Below are 22,722 nucleotides of genomic sequence, written 5' to 3' on the forward strand. Positions count from 1 at the left end.
GGCCTTCACGGACTTGGTACCCGACAGGACGCCTTTGCCATACCTCTCAATAACCCGAAACGCCACTCACGACCACCTGCACCGACGCCTCAAAGGACGTGCCGGCCCGGCGGGCGCGTTGCGAAAGCCGTTTTCGCAACGTTGAAGGCTGCGAAAGTGGCTTTCGCAACAGCCGAAGCCGGGCGAGCGAGTACGAAACCTTCGCCTGCCCTTCACCAGAACGACCCGGATCACTCACTTACCGGCGTCCCCGATCGCCTGATCCAGCACCGCCAGCCCTTCCGCCAGTTCGTCCTCGGTAGCCGTCAGCGGCGGGGCGATCCGGAAGACCCCGCCCATCCCCGGCAACTGCACGATGTTCATGTGCAGCCCCAGTTCGAGACAGCGTCGCGTGACTCGCGCGCCCAGCTCGTCCGTGCTCTGTTTCGTGGCGCGGTCCGCGACGAGTTCCACGCCGACCAGCAGGCCCCGGCCGCGGATGTCGCCGACGACGGGATGACGGCCGGCGATCTCGTCGAGGCCGCGGCGGAGGAAGGCGCCCAGTCCGGTCGCGCGTTCGTCGAGGCGGTCTCGCGTGAGGACGTCGAGCACGGTGTTCCCGACCGCCGCCACCAACGGGTCCGCGACGTGCGTGGTGAAGAACAGATAGCCGCGATCGTGCGCCTCCTGCTCGATCTCCGCGCTCGTGATCACCGCCGCCAGCGGGAGTCCGGCGCCGAGCGTCTTGGACAGCGTCAGGATGTCGGGGACGACGCCGTCGCGTTCGAAGGCGTACCAGTTTCCCGTGCGGCACAAGCCGGTCTGCGCCTCGTCGAGGATCAGCAGCATCCCGCGTTCGCGGCACTTCTCCCGCAGGGCGGCGAAGTAGCCCACCGGCGGCTCGATGATCCCGCCGGAGCTGAGGATCGGCTCGACGATGCAGGCCGCGAGGCTGCCGACGGACTGGGCGTCGATCATCTCGAACCCGAAGTCCAGCTGACGACGCCAGTCCAGTTCCCCTTCCGGCGTCAGGAAGTCCGGGCGGTAGGAATTCGGCGCGGGGATGGCGAAGTTGCCCGGCGCGGTCGGGCCGTAGCCCTTGCGGCCCGCGCTGTAGGTCGCGTTCGCCGCCGCTTGCGTCATCCCGTGCCACGAACGGGCGAACGACACGATCTCGTGCTTCCCCGTCACCAGTTTCGCCATCCGGATGGCGGCCTCGTTCGACTCGGCCCCGGTGGTCAGCAGCAACGCCTTTTCCAGCGGTGACGGCAAAGTCTCGGCCAGCCGCCGGGCGAGGTCGACGACGGGACGGCTCAGCATCCCGCTGAACAGGTGGTCGAGTGAGCCGATCTGGCGCCGGACGGTCTCGACGATCTCGGGATGTGAATGCCCGAGGATCGCGCTCATCTGCCCGGAGGTGAAGTCGAGGATCCGCCGCCCGGACTCGGTGAACAGATAGCTCCCGGCGGCGTGGTCGATGATCTCGCGGGTGAAGTCGCCGGCCCCGGCGTAGCGCACGAGGTGCCGGTCGGCGTCGGCCCAGAAACGGTCGGCGGTGGACAGGTCGGTGGTCGGAGCAGCCATGTCCCGACGGTAAAACGGAGTCGAGCGACACGTCCATCTCACAATTCCGGCTGTGCTGTTCGGCTGATCCGTACAACAATGGCGTCATGCTCAATCCTTGGAGGCTCAGCCTGCTGAGCAGGCTGGACACGCTCGGCACCGTCCGTGCGGTCGCGAAGGCGGCCAACCTGAGCGCGTCGAGCGTGTCCCAGCAGCTCGCGGTCCTCGAAGCCGAGACCCGCACGCAGCTGCTGGAACGCACCGGCCGCCGCGTCCGGCTGACCCCGGCCGGGCTGATGCTGGCCCGCCGCGCGCGGGCGATCCTCGACCACATGGACACCGTCGAGGCCGAGTTGCGCGGTCTCGGCGAGGAGCCGGCGGGGCTCGTCCGGCTCGGCGCGTTCCAGAGCGCGATCCACACCATCGCCGTCCCCGCGGTGACCCGGCTGGCCCGTTCGCATCCGCAGCTGGACATCGAACTGCTCGAACTCGAACCGCACGTGAGCATGGCCGCGCTCCGGGTCGGCGACGCCGACGTCATCGTCACCACCACGGACTTCGTCGAACAGCCCTTGGGGCCGGACATCGACCTGGTGCCGCTCGCGACCGACCCGATCGTGCTCGTCGTCCCGCCCGGTCATCCGGCCGCCGGCCGTGGCCCCGCCGACCTCGCCGCCTACGCGAGCGAGCCTTGGGCGTTCGACATCCCGCAGTCGTACATGGCGAACCTCGCGACCAGGCTCTGCCGCGAAGCGGGCTTCGAGCCGCGTGTGGTCGCGCGGTTCAGCAACTACATGATGACCTTGCAGCACGTCGAGGCCGGGCTCGCGATCGCGCTCCTGCCCGGCCTCGCCGTCGACAGGCGCTACCGCGTCGCCACCCGCGAGCTCGCGACGCCGGTCGACCGCTCCATCACCGCCGCGATCAGGCGCGGGTCCGCGCCTCGCGCCGCTGTCGACCTGGTGCTCGAAGCGATCCGGAGTCATCCCGAACTGCCGTTGTGAACCCGTGCCGCCGCGCCACCAGCACCACGGCCAGCGTCGGCACGAGCAACACCAGGACACTCCAGGGGAACGCCTCGGCGCCGAAGCCGTCGAGGAGGACACCGCCGGCGATCCCGCCGCCCGCCATCGCCGCGTTCCACAGGGTGACCAGCATGGCCTGCGCGATGTCCGCCGCGCCGCCCTTGTCGCCCGCCTGCGCGGCGGCGGTCTGAAGCAGCGTCGGGACGCCGCCCCAGCCGAGCCCCCACAGCGTCACCGCGACGTAGACCAGCGCCGGATTTTCGCCCAGCAGAGCCAAGAGCGTCGCCCCGAGCGCCACGAGAAGGGTGCCCGCAACGGTCAGCGCGCGCAGCCGCCGGTCGATGAGCACGCCGACGAACCAGATGCTGACCATCGACGCCACCCCGAACACCAGCAGGATCCGGTCGACGGAGCCGCCCATCGACACGTGTTCGAGGAAGGTGGCGATGTAGGTGTAGAGGATGTTGTGCGCCAGGACGAAGGTCAGCGTCACGAACAAGACCGCGGCCACGCCGGGCACGGCGAGGGTCTTGCGCACCGGCAGCCTGCCGCCCTTGGCCTGCCCGGGAAAGTCGGGGACGGCCAGCGCGATCCAGCCGAGCAGGCCGAGCGCGAGCACCGACATGATCGCGAACGTCGCTTGCCAGCCGAAGACACCGCCCAGGAAGGTCCCGGCGGGGATGCCGAGCGAGAGCGCCAGCGGGATACCGGTCATCACGATGGCGATCGCCTTGCCCTGTACCGGTTCCGGCGCCAGCCGCCGGGCGTACCCGGTCAACAGCGCCCAGACCACGCCGGCCGCGATCCCGGCGACGAATCGCGCGCCGAGGGTCAACGGGTAGCTCGTGGACAGCGCCGTGACCGTGTTGGCGACGGCGAAACCGGCCACCCCGGCCAGGAGCAAGCGTTTGCGGCGCCAGCCCGCCGTCGCGGCGGACAGGGGGATCGCGGTGAGGGCGGTGCCGATCGCGTACACCGTCACCAGCTGGCCCGTCGCCGCTTCGCCGACGCCGAGACCGGCGCTCATCGCTGGTAGGACGCCCGCGGGCAGCGCTTCGGTAAGGACGGTGACGAACGCCGCCGTGGTCAGCGCGAGCAGCGCGCCGAGGGGGAGTTTCGGAGTCATGATCCGTATGCTCGAACCATCACATAGATGTGAAGGTCAAGTCGGCCGGGGTGAGGTGGCGCACATGCGGATCGGGGAGCTGTCGGAGCGGACGGGGACGTCACGCCGTCTGCTGCGGTACTACGAGGAGCAGGGGCTCATCATCTCGCAACGGCAGGCCAACGGCTACCGCGACTACGACGAGCCGTCGGTCGACAGGGTGATCCAGGTCCGCGGCCTGCTCGACGCCGGGCTGCCGACCCGGATCATCAAACAGATCCTGCCGTGCCTGGACAAACCCCGGCAGATCTACTTCCCGGACGCGACCAGGGAGATGCTCGAAACCCTGGAGGCCGAGCGCGACCGCATGACCAGGCGCGCCGAATGCCTGCTCCGCAACCGGGACGCCATCACCGAGTACCTCGACGCCGTCCGCGCCCGCCGTTGAGCTGAAGGGGACTTTCCCCGCATCCGACGGGGTGAAAGCTCCCTTCGCCGCGTCTCATGTGGGGAAAGTCCCCTTCAGCCGCCTCCGGTCTTGACAGTACGAGAAAGCGCTTTCAGGATGTGGTCAGGAAAGCGCTTTCAAAGGAGAACGGATGACCACGCGGAAACTCGGCGTCGTGATGAACGGCGTCACCGGGCGGATGGGCTATCGGCAGCACCTGGTGCGCTCGGTCCTGGCGATCAGGGAGGCGGGCGGGGTCGAACTGTCCGACGGATCGCGGGTCCAGCTGGAGCCGGTCCTGGTGGGGCGCAACGCGGACAAGCTCGAAGAGATCGCCACGCGGCACGGGCTGACCCGCTGGACCACCGACCTCGACGCCGCCCTCGGCGACGACGACCTCCCGCTCTACTTCGACGCGCAGCTGACCGCCGTGCGGGAGAAGTCGATCATCCGCGCCATCGACGCGGGCAAGCACATCTACACCGAGAAGCCGGTCGCGGAGTCGGTCGAAGGCGCGCTCGCGCTGGCACGGCACGCGGAGGCCGCCGGGGTCAAGAACGGCGTCGTCCACGACAAGCTGTACCTGCCCGGTCTGCTCAAGCTGAAGCGGCTGATCGACAGCGGCTTCTTCGGCCGGATCCTCTCCGTGCGCGGCGAGTTCGGGTACTGGGTCTTCGAGGGCGACTGGCAGGCCGCGCAGCGCCCCAGCTGGAACTACCGCGCGGAAGACGGCGGCGGCATCGTCGTCGACATGTTCTGTCACTGGAACTACGTGCTGGAGAACCTCTTCGGCGCCGTCAACGCCGTGACCGCGAAGGCCGTCACGCACATCCCGGAGCGCGTCGACGAGAAGGGCGAGCGGTACGCCGCCACGGCCGACGACTCCGCGTACGCGATCTTCGAGCTCGAAGGCGGGGTCATCGCCCAGCTCAACTCGTCCTGGTGCGTGCGGGTCCACCGCGACGAACTGGTGGAGTTCCAGGTGGACGGTACGCGCGGCAGCGCGGTCGCGGGCCTGCACAAATGCGTCATCCAGCCGCGAGAGGCCACGCCGAAGCCGGTGTGGAACCCGGATCTGGCCGAGACGCGCTCCTATCGCGCGCAGTGGCAGGAAGTGCCGGACAACGAGGACTTCGGCAACGGTTTCCGGGCGCAGTGGGAGCAGTTCATCCGCCACGTCGTCGACGACGCGCCGCACCCCTACGACTTCATGGCAGGGGTGCGGGGCATCCGGCTCGCGGAAGCCGGCCTCGAGTCCTCACGCGAGAACCGCCGGATCTCGCTGGGCTAGCGGCCGAAAACCGTTCCCGGGTCCTCGGCGATCAGCACCGAGATCTCCCGGATCTTGCGGTTCGTGTGCTGCGACGCCTCGGTGAGCCAGCGGAAGGCTTCCTCGGCGTTCAGCTCCAGACGCGCCATCACGATTCCCTTCGCGGTGGCGATGGCGTCCCTGGTCTCCAACGCGGCGACCAGGGTCTCCGCCTGCCGTTCGGCGGCGGCCCAGCGGGACGCGGTCAGGATTATCGCCGAGATGGCCGAGGTGAACATCGCGACGAGGGCCGCCTCGACCGGGTCGAAGGCGTTCGCCTGGAAGCTCCAGACGTTGAGCGCGCCGGACAGCGGCTCGGAATCACGCCGCTTGAACTGGGAGTCGCCGGGGACGAACAGGGGACAGGCCAGCGCGGTCCGCACGCCGAGTTGTTCGGCGGAGGCCGCGAACTCCGGCCAGCGATCGGCCGCGTCGACATCCAGCCGGGTCCGGACGATCGTCCCGCTCTCGGCGGCCTTCAGACAGGGCCCCTCGTCCGCGCTGTATTGCGCCTTGTCCAAGGGAAGCAGGGACTCGTCGGTGGCGGCGACGGTGCTCGGCTCGTTGTCGGAGTACAACGTGACCGTGGCCGCGTCCGCGCCGGGCAGCAGCCCGACTACCTTCTTCGCCACCCGTTCCAGCAACTCGTCGCGGGGCTCGTCGAGCCGCATCGACTCCGTGAGCTCACGCAACGCCGACGCGGTGTCGCGAAACTGATCCATCGTGTCCCTTTCCCACGGCCGTCCCGGTCGGGACCGCCTCCCCAAAACGTACTCGTTCCGGCTGGCGGGGCATTCACCGATTCGGACCAACCGGCTGGTACCCGGCCGGCTCGGCGGTCATCAAGCCTTCACCGTGAGTGAGCCCGGGCAGTTGCCGCTCGAACCGGGTGACCTCGCCCGTGGGCAGGGCGCCCGTCAGCTCGGCCCGGTCGCCGCGCGCCACGGAGCCGCTGACGGTTCCACCGCATTCGACCAGCTTGGAGAGCGTCGCGGTCACCGCGTCGGCCGGCAGTTCCACCTCGATGTGGCTGACCGGTTCGAGCACCTCTGTCCCGGCTTCCCGCAGCGCTTCCGCCAGCACGAGCGGGGTGACCTTGCGGAAGTCGCCCGCCGCGCTGACCGGGCTGAAGTAGCCGGTGTGGGTGACGGTCACCACGCAGTCGATCACCTCACGTCCGGACGGGCCCCGCCGCAGCGTCGCGTCCACGGTCTCCTCGATGGCCTTGTGGAAGGCGAGTGGGAGGGAACCGAGTTCGACGTCGAGGCCGAAGGTCAGCCCGGAGCCCCGCGTGCCGGGACCGACCCGCAGCCCGAGCGTCGCGAAGTGCGGATTCCGCTTCTCCGTGATGAGCCAGACCGAGGCCCCGGTGCCGGTCGGTCGTTCGACGCAGACCGGCCGGGTGAGGCTGAACCCGACGTCGAGACCGTGTTGCGCGGACAGGGTTTCCGCGATGATCTCCTTCTGGACCTCGCCGTAGAGCCGCACCGAGATCCGCCGGGTCTCGTCGTCCTGCCGGACGGTGATCAGCGGATCCTGTTCCGCCAGTTCCTGCAGGGCCGCGAACACGGACGCCGTTTCCGCGGGCCGGGCGGGGGTGACCACGGTTTCCAAGGCGGGCGGCGGAAACTGGGTGACGGCGCCCTCGGTGTCGGGGACACCGACGCGGTCGCCGATCCGGATCTCCTTGAGCCCGGTGACCTTGGCGATCTGCCCGGCCCGCGCGCGGCCCTCGACGGTGTCGTCACCGAGTTCGAAGACGCGCACCGCGCTCACTTTCGCCTCCGCCGTGATCGTCCCGCCCGGGCCACGGCGGTGGAACTCGACGTGATCCCGCGCGCCGATCCCGCCGGAGAACACGCGGAGGTAAGCGATCTTCTCGTGCCCGCGGCCGCGTTCGATCTTGAACACCGAGGCACGCAGACGGTCGTCCGGCGCGGATTTTCCCGCTCCGGAAAGGAATTCGCGCATGCCGGAGGTCAGGTCGCCGATCCCCTCGCCGCTGCGCGCGGAGCCGAAGAAGACGGGTGAGACGACGCCGAGCCGGGTCTGGCGGACGACCTCGGCCCGATAGTCCTCGGGTGTCACCGTGTCTTCGAGGTACGCGGTGAGGAAGGCGTCGCTGTGCTCGGCGAGGTGTTCGGCCAATCCGGGTGACGGCGAGACCACGCGCGGGCGGACTTTCGCGTCCGCCGTGCCGAGGCCGTCGACTTCCGACATCGGCACGCACACGGCACCGAGGCGTTCGGTGAGATCCGCGAGCAGGTCGTCGTCGCGGGCGCCCGCCCTGTCGATCTTGTTGGCGAAGATCAGCACGGGGATCCGCAGCCGCGCGAGCGCGCGCATGAGCACGCGGGTCTGCGCCTGCACCCCCTCGACGGCGGAAACGACGAGGACGACACCGTCGAGCACCCGCAGCGCGCGCTCGACCTCGGCGATGAAGTCCGGGTGGCCCGGGGTGTCGATCAGGTTGACGCGCAGGTCGCCGATGCGGAAGGACACGACAGCCGAGCGGATGGTGATGCCTCGACGGCGTTCCAGCTCCATCGTGTCGGTGCGGGTGTCCCCGGCGTCGACGCGGCCGAGGGTGCCGATGGCACCGGTGTGATGGAGCAGGCGCTCCGTCAGGCTCGTCTTACCGGCGTCGACATGGGCGAGGATCCCGATGTTCAGGTACGTCATGGATGAACGGCTCCAGGGCTGTCGAAAGGTCCGTACGACTGGGGAACTCGACAGCTCGGCGCACGCCGTTCTCCTTCTCTCGGGAAGCACCTGGACCGCCGGACGTTAGCAGCGGGTTTCCGGCCGGTCACGCGATTTAAGGCCGGGCGTTGACTTGACGCGCGCCATGGGCTGTAATTCTTGGACATTTCAGCGCAAGAACATGACAAGAGTCAGGAAGATCCCGCTCAGTCCCCCGCACCGGAGCAGAGGAATGTCATGAGAACGAAGCGCCTTCTTTCGCGCGCGATGACGTACGCCGCCCTGTCCCTCCTTCTGGCCCCGCCCGCCATCGCTGCGAGCGAGACCCCTGCCCCAGCCGCTTCCGTGACCGCCGCCGCCGTCGAAGCCGCCGACGCGACGTACACCGCCGGCAGTCAGCTGGCCGGTTACGCCGTGTCCAACGTCGGGGACGGCGACCAGGCCACCTACTGGGAAAGCGCGAACAACCAGTTCCCGCAGTGGGTCCAGGCCGATCTCGGCGCGGCCACGAACATCGCCCGGCTCGTGCTCGAACTGCCTTCCGGCTGGGAAGCCCGCACCCAGACGTTCTCGGTGCAGGGCAGCGCGAACGGTACGAGCTTCAGCGACCTCGTACCGTCGGCCGGCTACCGGTTCGATCCGGCGACCGGCAACACGGTCGCCCTCGACGTCACCGGGAACACCCGTTTCGTGCGGCTGAACATCACCGCCAACACCGGCTGGCCCGCCGCTCAGCTCTCGGAGTTCGAGGTGCACGGCCCGGCGGGCGGGGACACGCAGCCGCCGTCCGCGCCGAAGAACCTCGCCTACACCGAACCGTCGAGCGGGAAGGTCCGGCTCACCTGGTCGGCGTCGACCGACAACACCGGCGTCGCGGGCTATGACGTCTACGCCAACGGGCAGCTTCGCGGAAGCGTCGCCGGGGACGTCCTGACCTACACCGACGACCAGCCCGAAAGCGCGACCGTCGCCTACTCCGTGCGTGCCCGCGACGCGGCCGGCAATCAATCACCGAGCAGTGGCACGGTGACCCGGACAGGGACCCAGGCCGGGACGAATCTCGCGCTGGGCAAGCAGATCACGGCGTCTTCGGTCCAGCACACCTACGTCGCGGCCAACGCGAACGACGATTCCGTGACCACCTATTGGGAAGGCGCGGCGTACCCGGACCTGCTGACCGTGGCGCTCGGATCCGACGCCGAACTTGACCGGGTCGTGATCAAGCTCAATCCGGATCCGGCCTGGGGACAGCGGACGCAGACGATCGCCGTCGAAGGACGTGACCAGGGCGCGATGGCGTTCACCACGCTGGCGCCCGCGAAGACGTACACCTTCACTCCTTCGAGCGGCAACACCGTGACGATCCCGGTCAGCGGCCGCGCCGCCGACGTCCGCCTGCGGATCACCGCCAATTCCGGTGCCCCCGGCGGTCAGGCCGCGGAGTTCCAGGTCTTCGGCGTCCCCGCGCCGAACCCCGACCTGACGGTCTCGGGTGTGTCCTGGTCGCCGCGGAATCCGGTGGAGACCGACGCGATCACCGTGTCGGCGACCGTCCGCAACGCCGGGAGCGCGGCCTCGGGCGCGACGAACGTGAACCTCTACCTGGGCACGACGAAGGCAGGTACCGCCCAGGTCGGCGCGCTCGCGGCCGGAGCGTCGGCGACCGTGTCGGCGAACATCGGCGCCCGGGAGGCGGGCAGCCACCAGATCACCGCGAAAGTCGACGAAGCCAACGCCGTCATCGAGCAGGACGAGGGCAACAACTCCTACACCGGTGCGACGGCGCTCGTCGTAAGCCCGGTGGCCAGCTCCGACCTGGTCGTGGCCACCGCGTGGTCGCCGAACAACCCGACGGCGGGTGACACGGTGACCTTCTCCGCGACGGTGCGCAATCAGGGCACGGTCACTTCGGCGGGCGGCGCCCACGGCGTCACGGTGACGATCACCGATCAGAACGGCGCCGTCGTCAAGACGCTCAACGGCGCGTACACCGGCACGATCGCCGCCGGGGCCACCGCGCCGCCGGTGAACGCCGGCACCTGGACCGCCGGGAACGGCCGCTACACGGTGAAGACGGTCGTCGCGAACGACACCAACGAACTGCCGGCCAAGCAGGCCAACAACACGAGCACACAAGCGTTGTTCGTCGGCCGCGGCGCGAACATGCCCTACGACCTGTACGAGGCCGAGGACGGCGTGGTCGCGGGCGGCGCGTCCGTGATCGGGCCGAACCGGAGGATCGGTGATCTCGCGGGCGAGGCGTCGGGCCGCAAGGCCGTCACACTGAACTCGACCGGCTCTTCGGTCGAATTCACCACCCGCGCGGCGACGAACACCCTGGTGACCCGGTTCTCGATGCCGGACGCCGCGGGCGGTGGCGGGCAGAACTCGACACTGAACGTCTACGTCGACGGCACGTTCCTCAAGGCCATCGATCTGACTTCGCGTCACGCCTGGCTCTACGGCCCCGAAGCCTCGCCGCAGAACTCACCGGGCGCCGGTCCGGCCCGCCATGTCTACGACGAGGCGAGCATGCTGCTCGGCACCACCGTGCCCGCCGGGCACAAGATCAAGCTGCAGAAGGACTCGGGCAACGGCCTGAACTACGCGATCGACTTCGTGAACTTCGAGCTGGCCACCGCGACCGCGAACCCCGATCCGGCGCGCTACGCCGTCCCGGCCGGGTTCACGCAGCAGGACGTGCAGGCCGCGCTGGACAAGGTCCGCCAGGACCCGAACCTCACCGGCGTCTTCCTGCCGCCGGGGCAGTACCCGATGACGAACAAGGTCACCGTGTACGGCAAGCCGGTCACCGTGCTCGGCGCCGGGCCGTGGTTCACGAAGTTCACCGCGCCCGCAGGGCAGGAGAACACCGACATCGGCTTCGACGCGCAGGCGAGCGCGAGCGGCTCGACGTTCGGCGGGTTCGCCGTGTTCGGGAACTACACCTCCCGCAACGACGGGCCGGGGAAGGTCTTCGACTTCACGAACGTCTCGAACATGACCATCGACGACATCTGGGTGGAGCACCAGATGTGCCTGCTCTGGGCGACCAATGTGGACAACACCACGGTGAAGAACTCGCGGATCCGCGACACGTTCGCCGACGGCGTCAACTTCACCAACGGCAGCACGGGGAACCGGGTCACCAACAACGAGGCCCGCTCGACCGGCGACGACAGTTTCGCGCTGTTCGCCGCCACGGATCTCAACCAGGGCAACCAGTACGACAACGTGTTCGAGAACCTGACCGTACTGCTGCCGTGGCGTGCGGCCGGGCTGGCGATCTATGGCGGGTACGGCAACACCTTCCGGAACCTGTACATCGCGGACACGCTGACGTACTCGGGGATCACGGTCAGCTCGCTCGACTTCGGGTACCCGTTCCTCGGGTTCGGCCCGCAGCCGACGACCGTCCAGAACGTCTCGCTGGTCCGCACCGGCGGTCACTTCTGGGGGCAGCAGACGTTCCCCGCGTTGTGGATGTTCTCCGCCTCCAAGGAGTTCCGGGGTATCCGGGTGTCCGATGTGGACATCCAGAGCCCGACCTACAGTGGCATCATGTTCCAGACCAAGTACACCGGCGGCCGTCCGGAAAACCCGGTCGAGGACACGATGCTCACGAACGTGTCGATCACCGGCGCGCACCGCAGCGGTGACGAGTTCGACGCGAAGTCGGGCATCGGGATCTGGGTCAACGAGCTGCCGGAGCCGGGTCAGGGCCCGGCCGTCGGCTCGGCGACGTTCACCGGGCTCACGCTGAGCGACAACGCCCAGGACATCCGGAACACGACGAGCACCTTCACCCTCACCCGCAACTGAGCGTAGGCAAGTCCGTGAAGGCCTCCTTGAGGGACCCAGGGTCCCTCAAGGAGGCCTTCACGGACTTCCGCGAGCAACCCGTTGCTGAAGTGCGGAATCCGTGCTTCACTCCTTCCGTGCCGTACCGACGTACCGAGAAGACGCAGGCCAGACTGGACTCGCAGCGAGGCGAGATCCTGGCCGCGGCCGTCGCGCTGCTGGCCGAGACCGGCTACGCGGGCTGCTCCATGGCCGCGGTCGCCGCGCGGGCGGGCGTCGGCACCGGCAGCGTGTACCGGCAGTTCCCGTCTAAGGCCGACCTGATCGTCGAGGTTTTCCGCGAGGTCGTCTCCCGTGAGATCGCCAGCGTCGAGGCGGCCGCGGCGCAGGGTGACGTCCGCGAGCGCGTGGTCGCGGTGATCGAAACCTTCGCCGGCCGGGCCCTGAAGGCGCCGAGACTGGCGTACGCCTTGCTGGCCGAACCGGTCGACGCCGTGGTCGAGGCCGAGCGGCTGGTGTTCCGCCGGGCGTTCCGCGAGGTCATCGCCAAGGCCATCGCGGATGGCGTCACCAGGGGATTGCTGCCGCCGCAGGACGCGGAAGCGACCGCCGCGGCGCTGGTCGGCGCCGGTGCGGAAACGCTCGTCGGCCCCCTGGCCGGGAACGGCGGCCCGGACACGATCCCGAACCTGGTCACCTTCACCCTGCGCGCGCTGGGAAGCTCCGATCCTGGGAGGTCGTCATGACCGCGAACACCGAAAGCGAACGCGTCGCCGAGCGCCTGCAGCGCTCCTCCGCACGGCTTTCCTACGACCCCGACGTCGACGTCGACTGGCTGGCACCGCTGGTCGACGGCGCCTACGGCAAGGCGCCGGAACGCTGTTCCCTGTACGGCACCGAGTTGTGGGACCGGCTCGACGAAGACCAGCGCGGTGAGCTGAGCCGTCAGGAAGCGGCGGCCGCGGCGGCGTCGGGCATCTGGTTCGAGCTGATCCTGATGCAGGGCCTCGTGCGCCACGTGTACAACAGCGATCCGACGACGCACAACGCCCAGTACGCGCTCACCGAGATCGCCGACGAATGCCGTCACAGCACCATGTTCGCCCGATCGATCGCGAAGAGCGGCGGCGTCGTCCGGCGCCCGAGCCGCTCGGCGCATCGCGCGGGCAAGGTGTTCGGCGCGGTCTGCGGCCCCGCGCTGCTGTTCGCCGGAGCCATCTACGTCGAAGAGCTCGCCGACGGCATGCAGCGCGAGATGATGCGCGACGAAAGCCTGCAGCCGATGATCCGGATGATCTCCCGCATCCACGTCATCGAAGAAGCCCGGCACATCAGCTTCGCCAAGGACGAGCTGGGCCGCGCCTGGGCCCGGCACGGCCGGGTCGGCCGCGAGCTGATCCGCTGGGCGATCGCCGGGATGGCGTACGTCGCGACGTCGGAACTGTTGCACCCCAAGGCATACACCTCTGTCGGCCTCGACCCCCGCGAAGCCCGCCAAGTCGCCGACGCGAACCCGCACTGGCGCCGCACCAAGGCGTCGTGGGCGGCCAAGGCCGTCGAATACTTCACCGAGATCGGCCTCATCGGAGGTCCGAGCCGACGGCTCTGGCGCCGCGCCGGCGTCCTCGACTGAACAAGGAAGGCAACTCCATGTCCGCACGCACCGGCAAGGTCCTCGGCCTCGGCATCGCCGCGACCGGTCTCGCCCACTTCGCCGCCCCCGCCGCCTTCGAACCCGTGACGAAGATGGCCTTCGCCGACGACGTCCGCAACTGGACCTACCGCAACGGCGCCACCGAACTCGCCATCGGCCTGGCGATCGCGGCCGGCCCCACGCGGAAGGCCGGTGTCGCGGGGCTGGCCGTCTACGCGGGTTGGCTGGCGAAGCGAGTTCTCACTCGTCGTTAGGAAGTGGAACGAGGGCGGGCCGCCCGCCGGCGTGGATCGGCAGGCGGCCCGCCCTCGCCGTCAGACCCCGCTGGTCTGACGGATCCAGTCACGGCCCGCGGCGACGCTGCCGTAGCTGGTGGTGCTGGACCGGTCGCTGGTCGAGCACACGCCGACCTGGACACCGTCGTCGATCATCGGGCCGCCCGAGTCCCCGCCCGCGACCGCGCCGTTCGGGGTGTCGGCGTCGATGGCCGGGCCGCCGTAGTTGTCCTGGGCGTTCGTGTCGGAGATGCGGACCGTCGCCTGCTTGAGCACCTTCGACTGGTGGTCGCCTTCGTGGTCGGCCTGGGTCGCGCCCCAGCCGTACACGCGGGCGGAATCCCCTTCCTGAGCGTCGGAAGAGCTGCTCGCGAGCTTCGCGAACGTGCTTCCACCGTCTGCGTTCAGCTTGATCAGGGCGAGGTCGCCGCCCGAGTAGAGATAGGTCGCCGAAGCCTTGGCGTGCACGCCACCGGAAGCGCTGTTGGAACCGATGTAGAGGTCGATGTCCTTCAGACGCTGCCCGTTGTTGTCGTACAGGCAGTGCTTGGCGGTGAGCACCCAGCGCGAGCTGATCAGCGTGCTGGTGCAGAAGAAGGTGTAGCCGTTGGCGTGGCCGTTGAACCGGGCGATGTAGCCGGGGTTCTGGGCGGTGCTGCCGCCGATGATCGACGGCGCGGCACCGGGCGAGACCGGGGCGGTCGGGGCGCTCGCCGCCGCGGGCGCGGCGGCCAGGGTCGCGAACGCGGCACAGGTACCGGCGAGAAGGGCGATGGCACGGGCGACGCTGCCGGTGTTCTCACGCATGGGGACTCCTCGGGAAAACGCAGGGGAGGGGGACACTTCGAACGTATTCAGCCGAGGTGCTCCGGGAAATCCGCGAGAAGACCCGAACGGATCAACGGGAAAGAACAGTTCTTTCGGAGGATTGCGCCGCGCGCCGATGTCCAAAATGGACGAAAAACGGCACGCCTCGATGGACGAGGCGTGCCGTTTTTCCGTGCTACGGCGCTCAGACGCCGGTCTGCTGCTTGATCCAGCTCAGGTGCTGGGCGATGCCGGTGTAGAGGGTGCTGGTCGCGCATTCGCCGCCGTTGTCGCCGGGGCCGTGCGTCTCCCCGACCAGGGTCCAGCGTCCGGTGGTGCCGACGACAGCCGGTCCGCCGGAGTCGCCGTGGCAGGCCGAATGCGTGCGGTCGCCGGAGATGCAGACGTCACCGGAGCCGCCACCGCCGGCGTAGCAGGAGCTGCTGGGCAGCACCCGGAGATCGATCTGGCGCAACGTGGTCGGAGTGCTGCAGCTCGGCCAGCTGGTGCAGCCCCAGCCGAGGAGCCGCGCCGTGGTGTTCGGCGCCGGGTTGCTCGTGGCCATCGGGACCGGGGTGGCGCGGACGGCCGTGGACAGGTGCATCAGGGTCAGGTCGGTGCCGGGTTTGTTGACCCGGCGGTCGATCCTGCCGACCTCGCCGCCGGAGTTCTTGTTCGTCGAACCGATCCGGCCCTGCGAAGCGCTGCCGCAGTGGGTGGCCGTCACGATCCACTGGGGCGCGACGAGGCTGCCGCCGCAGCCGTTGTTGAGCGAGACCATGAAGCTGTAGGTCTCGGTGGCGGTGCCGCCTCCGATGATCGAGGGCTGGACACCCGAGTCCGTCTGAGCGTTCGCGATTCCGGGTGCGGACACCGCCAGTGCCGCCGCCAGGATCCCGAGAGCGACTGAAGCCAGTTTTCGCATGGTTGCTCACAATCGGGCGGCAAAGCCGCCTGGTGGTCGTGGGTGAACGGGGGGATGGGGAATCCGGCAGAGGTGCTCGATGCCGGCCCGATCAAAGATGTCCGACAAGAGGAGAGGCGGAATACCTTCGTAGGTAGGGATACGAAAGTCGCGGATCGTTCCGCCTGGGGCAGAGGAGGCGGAACACTGGCTCGCCTCGGTTTTTCCGTTGAGAGGCAAGTCATCACCGCCGGAAGCCCGGAACGTTCACGCCTCGGGATCGGGAACAAGCCGTCCGGGAATCGGGCCGTAGGAATGGTTTCTCCGAATTGTCCGGAATACGGTCATCGTCGAAAGGTTCGCGCCCGGGGATTATGTGTGCCGGATAGAAATCCCTGGCAACGGAACAGGACAGTACTTTCTGCGGATTGCGCCTCCGTCGAAAGGCGATCCAAGATCACAGCGGAGGTCGAGAAGCCGATGTCGCTGTTCGCCGTCACCCCTGGCACCCGCGCCGACGAGGAACTGGTGCGCGCGCTCGCCACCGGGCCCTTCAGTAAGGCTTTGTCGCAGGCCATCGACCGCAGCGGGCTGGGACTGGGCAGGGTGAAGGAGCGGCTCGCCAGAGCGGGCGTGTCGATCAGCACGACGACGCTGAGCTACTGGCGGACCGGGCGGACCCGCCCCGAGCGCCCCGAGTCGCTGCGGGCCGTCGCCTTGCTGGAGGACCTGCTGGGGCTTCCCCCGGCATCGTTGCGGGATCTGCTGCACCGGCCGGAAAGCGAACGTTCCGCGATTCGCCGCGTCGTCGGCTGGGACCGGCTGTGGGATCCGCGAGAGCCGGTGCTTTCCGTGCTGCACTCGTTCGAATCGGCGGACGAGCCTTCCGTCGTGCTGTTGAGCCTGCACGAATCCCTGTACGTCGGCGCCGATCGGACGCTGACGCGGCAGCGGGTGCGCGAGGTCGTCCGTGCCACCGACGAACCGGTCCAGACCAGGGTCGTGGCCTTGCGCGGCTGCGCGCCGGGAAGCCCGCCGAAGCTGGTGGCGACCCGGTACTGCGTGCCCGGCCGCACCGAGATGCTCACCGAACAGGCGCTCATCGTCAGCGAACTGGTGCCGAACCGGATGCTCGCGCCCGGCGAGACCGCGATCTTCGAGTACGAGTTCGAGTACACCGACGGCGTCCCCGACGACCGCTACGACCGCCGATTCCGCCATTCGACGCCGGAGTACCTCCTGGAGATCCACTTCGCTCCGGAGGCGATGCCATCGAGCTGTCATTCGTATCGGATCGACCACGTCTCCGGCCCGGAGCGGGACGTCGCCGACGTGCCGCTCTCGACGCTTTCTCCCGCGATCGCGTTCACGAGCGCGGTGACGCCCGGGATCCGGGGGATGACCTGGACCTGGCCTGCCGAGTCCGGTTGAACCGGGTTCGGCAGGCCGGACCCGGCTATTCCGCGTAGAGCTGGTCCGTTCCCTGGGCGCTGTAGCCGAGGCTCCAGATGTAGCCGTCCAGGTCCGCGAAGGTGCCGCCGTATCCGCCCCACGGCAAGGCGCCGGCGGGCTTGAGGACGGTGGCGCCCGCCTTCTCGGCTTCGGCGATGATCTCGTCGACACGCTCCTCACTGCGGACGACGTAGGTGAGGACCAGCCCGCTGAAACCGCTGCCCTCAGCGCTCGTGCCCACCTGGTCGGCCAGTCCTTCGCGCCGGTAGAAGCCGACGGGCGACGCTCCGTCCGACTCGAAGAACACGGAGACGCCGTAGTTGTTCTTGATCTTCCAGCCCAGCCCCTCGGTGTAGAACCGCTTGGCCCGGTCCATGTCCTCGACGGCGAGGAGGATCGAGCTGACGTGCGCTTTCATTCCCTGTCTCCTTCGTGCTGTCACATCGGCGTGGTGTCGCCGGTCAAACGGGATGACAGGTCCGGACGGAGGAATGTGACAGATGGTCGAACAGGACTGGCTGACCGAGCGGTTCGCCGAACACCACGATCGCCTGCGGGCGGTGGCCTACCGGATGCTCCGTTCCCCCGGCGACGCCGAGGACGCGGTGCAGGAGGCGTGGCTGCGGGTCAGCCGGGCGGACACCGGCCAGGTGGGAAATCCGGGTGGATGGCTGACCACGGTCGTCGCGCGGGTCTGCCTGAACATGCTCGAGGCGCGTCAGGTCCGGCGCGAGGAGCCCGCCGGCGCGCTGCCGCCCGAGCCCGTCTCGTCGCAGGCGGGCCCCGAGGACGACGCGCTGCTGGCCGACTCGGTCGGGGTGGCGTTGATGGTGGTGCTGGACACCCTGACTCCCGCCGAGCGGCTCGCCTTCGTGCTGCACGACATCTTCGCCGTGTCGTTCGGCGAGATCGGCGAGATCATCGACCGCTCGCCGGCCGCGGCCCGGCAGCTCGCCAGCCGGGCCCGGCGGCGGGTACAGGGAGCGGCCGCCGCCTCCGACGCCGCGAGATCGCGTAAGCGCGAGGTCGTCGAGGCGTTCCTTGCCGCCTCCCGCGACGGAAACTTCGCCGCCTTGCTCTCGCTGCTCGACGCGAACGCCGTGCTCGTCGCCGACCCGGCGGCCGTGAGGATGGGCGCGACCGCCGAGGCCCGCGGCGCCGACGCGGTGGCGGCCGTCTTCTCCGGACGGGCCGAGGCCGCCCGGCTCGCCCTGGTCGACGGCGTTCCAGCGGCGGTCTGGGCACATCGCGGCCGGCCTCAGGTCGTCTTCACGTTCACTGTCGACGACGGGAAGATCACCGGTATAGAGCTCCAGGCCGATCCAGCTCTCCTCGGTGACCTCGACGTGGTCTACCTCGGGGGCGAGTGACACGTGGATCTCAGACTCTCGTGCTGCGCTCTCGCCGTCCACGATCTCGGCGAAGCGATCGGTTTCTACCGCGATGTGCTCGGCTTCAAGGTCCATGACGACGGTCAGAAGGTGAGCGTCAGCCCGCCGTCGCAGCCGGAACTGCGGATCGTCCTCACGACGCCGGACGAGCGGTCGCTGGGCAGTCTCACCTTCGCGACCGACGACTGTGACGCCACCTTCGAACGCATCGAGGCCACCGACGCCGAAGTGATGCAAGAACCCATCGACCGCCCCCACGGTGTCCGCGACTGCGCGTTCCTCGACCCATCCGGGAACATGCTGCGGTTCAGCCAAAAACGCGTTGTGGACGCGCTTCCCGGCTGACTAGGGTGCGGGCGGCCAGGCCCGTTCCAGAGGAGGAGGTGTGCAGCACATGCGCACAAGTGTCGAGCCGTCGAACCCGATTTCGACAGTCGTCCTCTCGAAAGGCCTCACACTTGAACCGCGAACAGATCTCACTCATCGCCCACACTGATCACCCGATCAAGTCGCCGCTCGACGACACCTCGGTCGACAGGCTGCTGGAAGCAGGACTTCCGCGAGGCGATGAACGCGTCCTCGACCTCGGCTGCGGCACCGGGGAATGGTTGCTGCGCGCCTTGGCCGCCCGCCCGGACCTGCGAGCGGAGGGCGTCGACGTCTCCGAGGACGCCCTGCACCAGGCTCGCCTTGCCGCCGATGACCGCCTCGTCCTGCACCACCAAGACGCCGCGGGTTTCGCTTCGGCCGACCAGTTCGATTTGGTGATCAGCGTCGGTGCCACGCACGCTTTCGGCGGCCTGCTCCCCACACTGGCCGCGGCCCGGCGGCATCTGGCGCCCGGCGGCCGTGTCCTGATCGGAGACGGCTTCTGGGAGCGGACGCCGTCCGCTGAAGCCGTCGAGATGCTGGGGGAGGGCGCCGATCTGGCGACCACCGTGGACCGCGTGGTCGCGGACGGATGGACCCCGGTCCACGGGCACGTCAGCACGCGCCACGAACTGGACGCCTACGAATGGTCCTGCTGGGGGTCACTGGCCTCCTGGGCTCTTGACCATCCCGCCGATCCGGACAGCGCGGAAGCGCTCGCGATGGCGAACCTTCGCCGGACCGAATGGCTCCGGGTTTACCGGGACAGCTGGGGATTCGTGTCCCTCGTCCTCGCTCCGACTCCCGGCGAGGCCTGATCGGACGGCAGGGGTTCTCCGTGGGGAACCCCTGCCTCACCCCTTTGCCGGGAGGTCGATCCAGCCGTCGGTGTCACGATGCCTGCCGAGCCCGATCGCCTCGAACTCGTCGTGATGGTCACCTTTGCCGACCCCGAGGAGCCGGAGCGCCTGGGAGATCGGGCTGCCGCCAGGTGGAGTCGGCTGGTTCTCCTCGAGGTGCAGCGGTCCGAGGACGACCCGCCCTTTGTCCCATACCTGTGCGCTCTGTGTGCCTACCCCTCCGAAGTACTCGGCTTCGAGGTAGGCCACCGGACCGCTCGCCGAACAATCGGCCAGCCTGCGGTCGAATCCCGCGGGCATCTTCCAGAATCCGCCGAGCCGGGGTGCGTCGGCGTCGGTGACCGCGTCGAACAGTTCGTCGGTCATCGGGAGTAGCGAGAGCTGCTGCCCCAACGGCACGACATGTGCGGCGTCGGTGTTACCGGCCAGCTTGCTCAGGACCACCTGAGTGGCGACGACGGCTTGCAGGTTGAAACCCATGGTTCATTATCGCCTGGTTGGCATGAGTCGGATATGTCATCGAGCAGCCGGACCTCCAGCTGATGCCGTACTTCGCCCCGGACGGGATCTGATGACGACCCGGAAGCCTCAGATGGTGGGCGGCGTGAGTGATGCCGGAGTCTCTGGGCACTGCGAGGACTCGTTGGAATCACGTGGCGAGGACCGCGCCGCGGTTTCCGCCGCTCGGGAGTAACCCACCACGACACTCGCACGTTGACGGCGTTTCTGGTTGTTGTCCCTTTTTTGACCAGTTGGCTGGCCAGTTGTCCCGGTAATCTCCATTATCTGTCGATTTCCGCCCGTTGTTTGCCGCATATCATCGTTGGCGTGTCCGAGTACGAGTACGATCTGTTCATCAGTTACAGCCGTCACGGCAGCGTGCAGAAATGGCTGCTCAACCACTTCTACGGCAAACTGCGTGAAAGCCTCGCCGACGAGTACGGCAGCCTGAATGTGTACATGGATCGGCAGATGCCCAGCGCGGTGCACTGGCCGTCCAATCTGCGGGACGCGTTGCAGCGCAGCAAGATCATGGTCCAGTTGCTCACCCCGCCCTACTTTCAGTCACCCTGGTGCATGGCCGAGATGCGCAGCATGCAGGCCAGGGAGGAGATGCTCGGACTCGCGGGAAACGGCGTTTCTTCCCAGGGGTTGATCTACCCGATCTTATATGGAGACTCGGAAAATTTTCCCGAAGAGGGAAGGGTGCGAGCCTGGCGGGATTTCAAGGATGTCGCCTATCCGGATCCGTCTTATCAGCAGAGCATTGAGTACAACAAATTCCACCACAAGGTCAAGGAGCTGGCCAGGGACCTGGCCCAGTTGGTGGCCCAGGCGCCACCATGGCAGCCGGACTGGCCGCTCGTCGAAGTACCGGACCCGGTGCTGCTGCCGACTCCTCCGCTGCCGAGGTTCGAATGACGACCGGCACCGTGCTCACCTTCTATTCGTACAAGGGTGGAGTAGGCCGCAGTTTCACGCTGGCGAACGTGGCCGTGCTGCTGGCGCGCTGGGGTTTTCGGGTGCTCACGGTGGACTGGGATCTCGAAGCACCCGGGCTGCACCACTACTTCGGACCGAAACTTGTCGAGCAGCCCGAACGCGGGGTGGTCGACCTCGCGCACGACTTCCTGCCCGATGCCGGAACACAGGATGCCCCGCGGGACTTGGAGTCCTACACGGTCCGGGTCGGCGTCGAAGGCGGCCGTCTCGACCTGCTCGCCGCCGGACGCGTGGTTTCCGGCAAGCTGGACGATTCCTATTCGAAGCGGATGCAGGCGCTGAACTGGGAGGAGCTGTACCGGCGCGGGTTCGCCGCGTACCTGGAGCGGTGCCGGGCGGAGTGGACCGATAACTACGACTTCGTACTGCTCGACAGCCGGACCGGTGTCTCCGACATCGCCGGCATCTGCACCGCGCATCTGCCGGACCGGTTGGTCGTGGTCTTCACCGCCAACGACCAGAACCTCGACGACGTGGTGGATGTCGCCCGGCGGGCCGACCGCGCCCGGGACCGCCTGCCCTACGACAGGCCCCGGCACTCGGTACTCCCCATTCTGTCCAGATTGGACAATCGAGTCGAATATGAGCGTGCCGAGCGATGGCAGCGTAAATGCGCCGAGACCGTGGCGCCACTGTTCGGCAACTGGCTTGCACAGACCGTCCCGGTGGACCTGATGATGCGCCACCTCACGGTGCCCTACGTCTCCTACTGGAGCTTCGGCGAGCAGTTGCCGGTCCTGGAGGAGGAAGTGCCCAAGGCGGACCAGATCTCCTACGCGCTGGAAACGGTCGCGTCGGTCATCGCGCAGGACTTCGACCGTACCGACGTGCTTGCCGACAACCGCGACGCCTACGTGGCCGCCGCGCGGGACCGGTGCCGTGAGTTCGATCTGGACGTGCTGGTGTCGAGCGCGCGGCAGTCCAAGGTCGCCGCGGAACTGATCCAAGAACTCCACCTGCTCGGGGTACGCGCCGACCGTTCGTTGTCCGGCGACCCGGGATTCCTGGCCGAGGCCACCGATTCGGCCCAGCACTTGTGCCTGGTGGTGGAGGGGCCGCTGAACCGCTGGCAGATCACCGAGTCCGAACGATTCCTGCGGCACACGCTCGGGCCGGAGGGCAGACATCGGCAACTATTCTGCCTGATCGCCCGCGGCATCGATCGCGACGAACTGCCGGGCTTCGTGCGAAATCTGCACCATCTGGAATTCACGCCGGACGTGCGGCCCGTCCGGGTGGCCAGGCAATTGCACCACCTGCTCACCGCCACCGGGGCAGGACCGGACCAGGAGGCACTGCGGGCCGCGGCGGCGGCTCTCCGCGCGCTGCCGGACACTTTGCCCTACGCCGAACGCTTCGTCCTGGTCGAGGACACCGTGCGCGGGATGGCCACCGCGCTGGACAACGGTGACCTGGCCCTGCTGCTCGACCGGTCGGCGGACCTGGACTTCCTCGGCAGAGCCCACGGCGATGGTGCCGGGGTGCCCGCCTCCCAGGCGCTCCTCGCCGTGACGAGGGCACTGCTGAGCCGGATCGACCGAAGGATCAACGCGTTCACCGAATGAGAGGCGGCG

The 22,722-nt window shown here is 68.4% G+C and carries 21 protein-coding genes; 13 read left to right on the forward strand and 8 right to left on the reverse strand.

The genetic code is table 11. The features are described 5' to 3' along the window. Positions 1-234: 234 nt before the first annotated feature. Positions 235-1,563 carry an aspartate aminotransferase family protein gene (locus tag CFP71_RS40375; RefSeq protein WP_093939163.1) on the reverse strand — a complete coding sequence of 443 codons (1,329 nt, stop codon included), beginning with the start codon at positions 1,561-1,563 and terminating at the stop codon, positions 235-237. 86 nt (positions 1,564-1,649) lie between these two features. Between CFP71_RS40375 and CFP71_RS40380 the strand changes: the two genes are divergently transcribed. After that, the gene (locus CFP71_RS40380) at positions 1,650-2,546 is read left to right on the forward strand and encodes a LysR family transcriptional regulator (protein WP_093939164.1); all 897 of its coding nucleotides are present in this window, start codon (positions 1,650-1,652) and stop codon (positions 2,544-2,546) included. On the opposite strand, the gene CFP71_RS40385 is transcribed toward CFP71_RS40380, so the two are convergent. After that, positions 2,467-3,693 (reverse strand): MFS transporter, encoded by a 1,227-nt coding sequence (locus tag CFP71_RS40385; RefSeq protein ID WP_093939165.1) that lies wholly within the window; start codon positions 3,691-3,693, stop codon positions 2,467-2,469. The genes CFP71_RS40380 and CFP71_RS40385 overlap by 80 nt on opposite strands. 64 nt (positions 3,694-3,757) lie before the next feature. Between CFP71_RS40385 and CFP71_RS40390 the strand changes: the two genes are divergently transcribed. Both CFP71_RS40390 and CFP71_RS40395 read left to right on the forward strand, forming a co-directional pair. Then, positions 3,758-4,120, forward strand: a complete 363-nt coding sequence (locus CFP71_RS40390) for a MerR family transcriptional regulator (RefSeq protein ID WP_093939166.1) — start codon at positions 3,758-3,760, stop codon at positions 4,118-4,120. Positions 4,121-4,271: 151 nt separating this feature from the next. Continuing rightward, positions 4,272-5,411: a Gfo/Idh/MocA family protein gene (locus CFP71_RS40395; RefSeq protein WP_093939167.1), complete on the forward strand. Its 1,140-nt coding sequence runs from the start codon at positions 4,272-4,274 to the stop codon at positions 5,409-5,411. On the opposite strand, the gene CFP71_RS40400 is transcribed toward CFP71_RS40395, so the two are convergent. Together CFP71_RS40400 and CFP71_RS40405 are read right to left on the reverse strand one after the other, a co-directional pair. Further along, a complete protein-coding gene (locus CFP71_RS40400; RefSeq protein ID WP_093939168.1) occupies positions 5,408-6,151 on the reverse strand; it encodes a GAF and ANTAR domain-containing protein in 744 nt (247 codons plus the stop codon). The two genes, CFP71_RS40395 and CFP71_RS40400, sit on opposite strands and share 4 nt — an antisense overlap. Positions 6,152-6,224: 73 nt before the next feature. After that, positions 6,225-8,111 (reverse strand): elongation factor G, encoded by a 1,887-nt coding sequence (locus CFP71_RS40405; RefSeq protein WP_093939169.1) that lies wholly within the window; start codon positions 8,109-8,111, stop codon positions 6,225-6,227. Between the two features lie 258 nt (positions 8,112-8,369). Between CFP71_RS40405 and CFP71_RS40410 the strand changes: the two genes are divergently transcribed. From CFP71_RS40410 to CFP71_RS40425, 4 genes are all read left to right on the forward strand, one after another. Further along, positions 8,370-11,954, forward strand: a complete 3,585-nt coding sequence (locus CFP71_RS40410) for a CARDB domain-containing protein (RefSeq protein WP_093939170.1) — start codon at positions 8,370-8,372, stop codon at positions 11,952-11,954. Positions 11,955-12,070: 116 nt separating this feature from the next. Next, positions 12,071-12,679: a TetR/AcrR family transcriptional regulator gene (locus CFP71_RS40415; RefSeq protein WP_093939171.1), complete on the forward strand. Its 609-nt coding sequence runs from the start codon at positions 12,071-12,073 to the stop codon at positions 12,677-12,679. Further along, positions 12,676-13,566 carry an AurF N-oxygenase family protein gene (locus tag CFP71_RS40420; protein ID WP_093939172.1) on the forward strand — a complete coding sequence of 297 codons (891 nt, stop codon included), beginning with the start codon at positions 12,676-12,678 and terminating at the stop codon, positions 13,564-13,566. The genes CFP71_RS40415 and CFP71_RS40420 overlap by 4 nt, the downstream gene beginning before the upstream one ends. 17 nt (positions 13,567-13,583) lie before the next feature. Continuing rightward, on the forward strand, positions 13,584-13,841 hold the full coding sequence (locus tag CFP71_RS40425) for a hypothetical protein (RefSeq protein WP_093939173.1): 258 nt from the start codon (positions 13,584-13,586) through the stop codon (positions 13,839-13,841). Between the two features lie 60 nt (positions 13,842-13,901). Here the strand turns inward: CFP71_RS40425 and CFP71_RS40430 are convergent, their stop codons facing one another. Both CFP71_RS40430 and CFP71_RS40435 read right to left on the reverse strand, forming a co-directional pair. Further along, positions 13,902-14,669, reverse strand: coding sequence for a S1 family peptidase (locus CFP71_RS40430; RefSeq protein ID WP_093939174.1), 768 nt, complete (start codon positions 14,667-14,669; stop codon positions 13,902-13,904). Between the two features lie 205 nt (positions 14,670-14,874). Next, positions 14,875-15,594 carry a S1 family peptidase gene (locus tag CFP71_RS40435; RefSeq protein ID WP_093939175.1) on the reverse strand — a complete coding sequence of 240 codons (720 nt, stop codon included), beginning with the start codon at positions 15,592-15,594 and terminating at the stop codon, positions 14,875-14,877. A gap of 459 nt (positions 15,595-16,053) precedes the next feature. Here CFP71_RS40435 and CFP71_RS40440 point away from each other — a divergent pair, with 459 nt between their 5' ends. Continuing rightward, positions 16,054-17,004 carry a hypothetical protein gene (locus tag CFP71_RS40440; protein WP_093939176.1) on the forward strand — a complete coding sequence of 317 codons (951 nt, stop codon included), beginning with the start codon at positions 16,054-16,056 and terminating at the stop codon, positions 17,002-17,004. A gap of 25 nt (positions 17,005-17,029) precedes the next feature. Here CFP71_RS40440 and CFP71_RS40445 read toward each other — a convergent pair whose 3' ends face one another. After that, the gene (locus tag CFP71_RS40445) at positions 17,030-17,443 is read right to left on the reverse strand and encodes a VOC family protein (RefSeq protein ID WP_093939177.1); all 414 of its coding nucleotides are present in this window, start codon (positions 17,441-17,443) and stop codon (positions 17,030-17,032) included. A gap of 82 nt (positions 17,444-17,525) precedes the next feature. On the opposite strand from CFP71_RS40445, the gene CFP71_RS40450 reads away from it, so the two are divergent. The 3 genes from CFP71_RS40450 (at position 17,526) to CFP71_RS40460 (ending at position 19,603) form a co-directional block, all read left to right on the forward strand. Further along, on the forward strand, positions 17,526-18,395 hold the full coding sequence (locus CFP71_RS40450) for a sigma-70 family RNA polymerase sigma factor (protein WP_093939178.1): 870 nt from the start codon (positions 17,526-17,528) through the stop codon (positions 18,393-18,395). Positions 18,396-18,398: 3 nt separating this feature from the next. Beyond that, a complete protein-coding gene (locus CFP71_RS40455) occupies positions 18,399-18,761 on the forward strand; it encodes a VOC family protein (protein ID WP_093939179.1) in 363 nt (120 codons plus the stop codon). A 113-nt stretch (positions 18,762-18,874) separates the two neighbouring features. Continuing rightward, the gene (locus CFP71_RS40460) at positions 18,875-19,603 is read left to right on the forward strand and encodes an SAM-dependent methyltransferase (protein ID WP_093939180.1); all 729 of its coding nucleotides are present in this window, start codon (positions 18,875-18,877) and stop codon (positions 19,601-19,603) included. 36 nt (positions 19,604-19,639) lie between these two features. On the opposite strand, the gene CFP71_RS40465 is transcribed toward CFP71_RS40460, so the two are convergent. Then, positions 19,640-20,125, reverse strand: a complete 486-nt coding sequence (locus CFP71_RS40465) for a hypothetical protein (RefSeq protein ID WP_093939181.1) — start codon at positions 20,123-20,125, stop codon at positions 19,640-19,642. 348 nt (positions 20,126-20,473) lie between these two features. Here CFP71_RS40465 and CFP71_RS40470 point away from each other — a divergent pair, with 348 nt between their 5' ends. Continuing rightward, the gene (locus tag CFP71_RS40470; protein WP_093939182.1) at positions 20,474-21,067 is read left to right on the forward strand and encodes a TIR domain-containing protein; all 594 of its coding nucleotides are present in this window, start codon (positions 20,474-20,476) and stop codon (positions 21,065-21,067) included. Continuing rightward, the gene (locus CFP71_RS40475; protein ID WP_093939183.1) at positions 21,064-22,713 is read left to right on the forward strand and encodes a tyrosine-protein kinase family protein; all 1,650 of its coding nucleotides are present in this window, start codon (positions 21,064-21,066) and stop codon (positions 22,711-22,713) included. The genes CFP71_RS40470 and CFP71_RS40475 overlap by 4 nt, the downstream gene beginning before the upstream one ends. The last annotated feature ends 9 nt before the right edge of the window (positions 22,714-22,722 follow it).

It is taken from the genome of Amycolatopsis thailandensis (genome assembly GCF_002234405.1).
Taxonomy (GTDB): Bacteria; Actinomycetota; Actinomycetes; order Mycobacteriales; family Pseudonocardiaceae; genus Amycolatopsis; species Amycolatopsis thailandensis.

Coding starts and splice junctions, on each gene's coding strand:
- CFP71_RS40430 (WP_093939174.1), bottom strand. CDS start 14,669: ATGCGTGAGAACACCGGCAGCGTCGCCCGTGCCATCGCCCTTCTCGCC.
- CFP71_RS40435 (WP_093939175.1), bottom strand. CDS start 15,594: ATGCGAAAACTGGCTTCAGTCGCTCTCGGGATCCTGGCGGCGGCACTG.
- CFP71_RS40400 (WP_093939168.1), bottom strand. CDS start 6,151: ATGGATCAGTTTCGCGACACCGCGTCGGCGTTGCGTGAGCTCACGGAG.
- CFP71_RS40410 (WP_093939170.1), top strand. CDS start 8,370: ATGAGAACGAAGCGCCTTCTTTCGCGCGCGATGACGTACGCCGCCCTG.
- CFP71_RS40420 (WP_093939172.1), top strand. CDS start 12,676: ATGACCGCGAACACCGAAAGCGAACGCGTCGCCGAGCGCCTGCAGCGC.
- CFP71_RS40405 (WP_093939169.1), bottom strand. CDS start 8,111: ATGACGTACCTGAACATCGGGATCCTCGCCCATGTCGACGCCGGTAAG.
- CFP71_RS40475 (WP_093939183.1), top strand. CDS start 21,064: ATGACGACCGGCACCGTGCTCACCTTCTATTCGTACAAGGGTGGAGTA.
- CFP71_RS40385 (WP_093939165.1), bottom strand. CDS start 3,693: ATGACTCCGAAACTCCCCCTCGGCGCGCTGCTCGCGCTGACCACGGCG.
- CFP71_RS40375 (WP_093939163.1), bottom strand. CDS start 1,563: ATGGCTGCTCCGACCACCGACCTGTCCACCGCCGACCGTTTCTGGGCC.
- CFP71_RS40465 (WP_093939181.1), bottom strand. CDS start 20,125: ATGGGTTTCAACCTGCAAGCCGTCGTCGCCACTCAGGTGGTCCTGAGC.
- CFP71_RS40440 (WP_093939176.1), top strand. CDS start 16,054: ATGTCGCTGTTCGCCGTCACCCCTGGCACCCGCGCCGACGAGGAACTG.
- CFP71_RS40380 (WP_093939164.1), top strand. CDS start 1,650: ATGCTCAATCCTTGGAGGCTCAGCCTGCTGAGCAGGCTGGACACGCTC.
- CFP71_RS40395 (WP_093939167.1), top strand. CDS start 4,272: ATGACCACGCGGAAACTCGGCGTCGTGATGAACGGCGTCACCGGGCGG.
- CFP71_RS40445 (WP_093939177.1), bottom strand. CDS start 17,443: ATGAAAGCGCACGTCAGCTCGATCCTCCTCGCCGTCGAGGACATGGAC.
- CFP71_RS40390 (WP_093939166.1), top strand. CDS start 3,758: ATGCGGATCGGGGAGCTGTCGGAGCGGACGGGGACGTCACGCCGTCTG.
- CFP71_RS40450 (WP_093939178.1), top strand. CDS start 17,526: ATGGTCGAACAGGACTGGCTGACCGAGCGGTTCGCCGAACACCACGAT.
- CFP71_RS40425 (WP_093939173.1), top strand. CDS start 13,584: ATGTCCGCACGCACCGGCAAGGTCCTCGGCCTCGGCATCGCCGCGACC.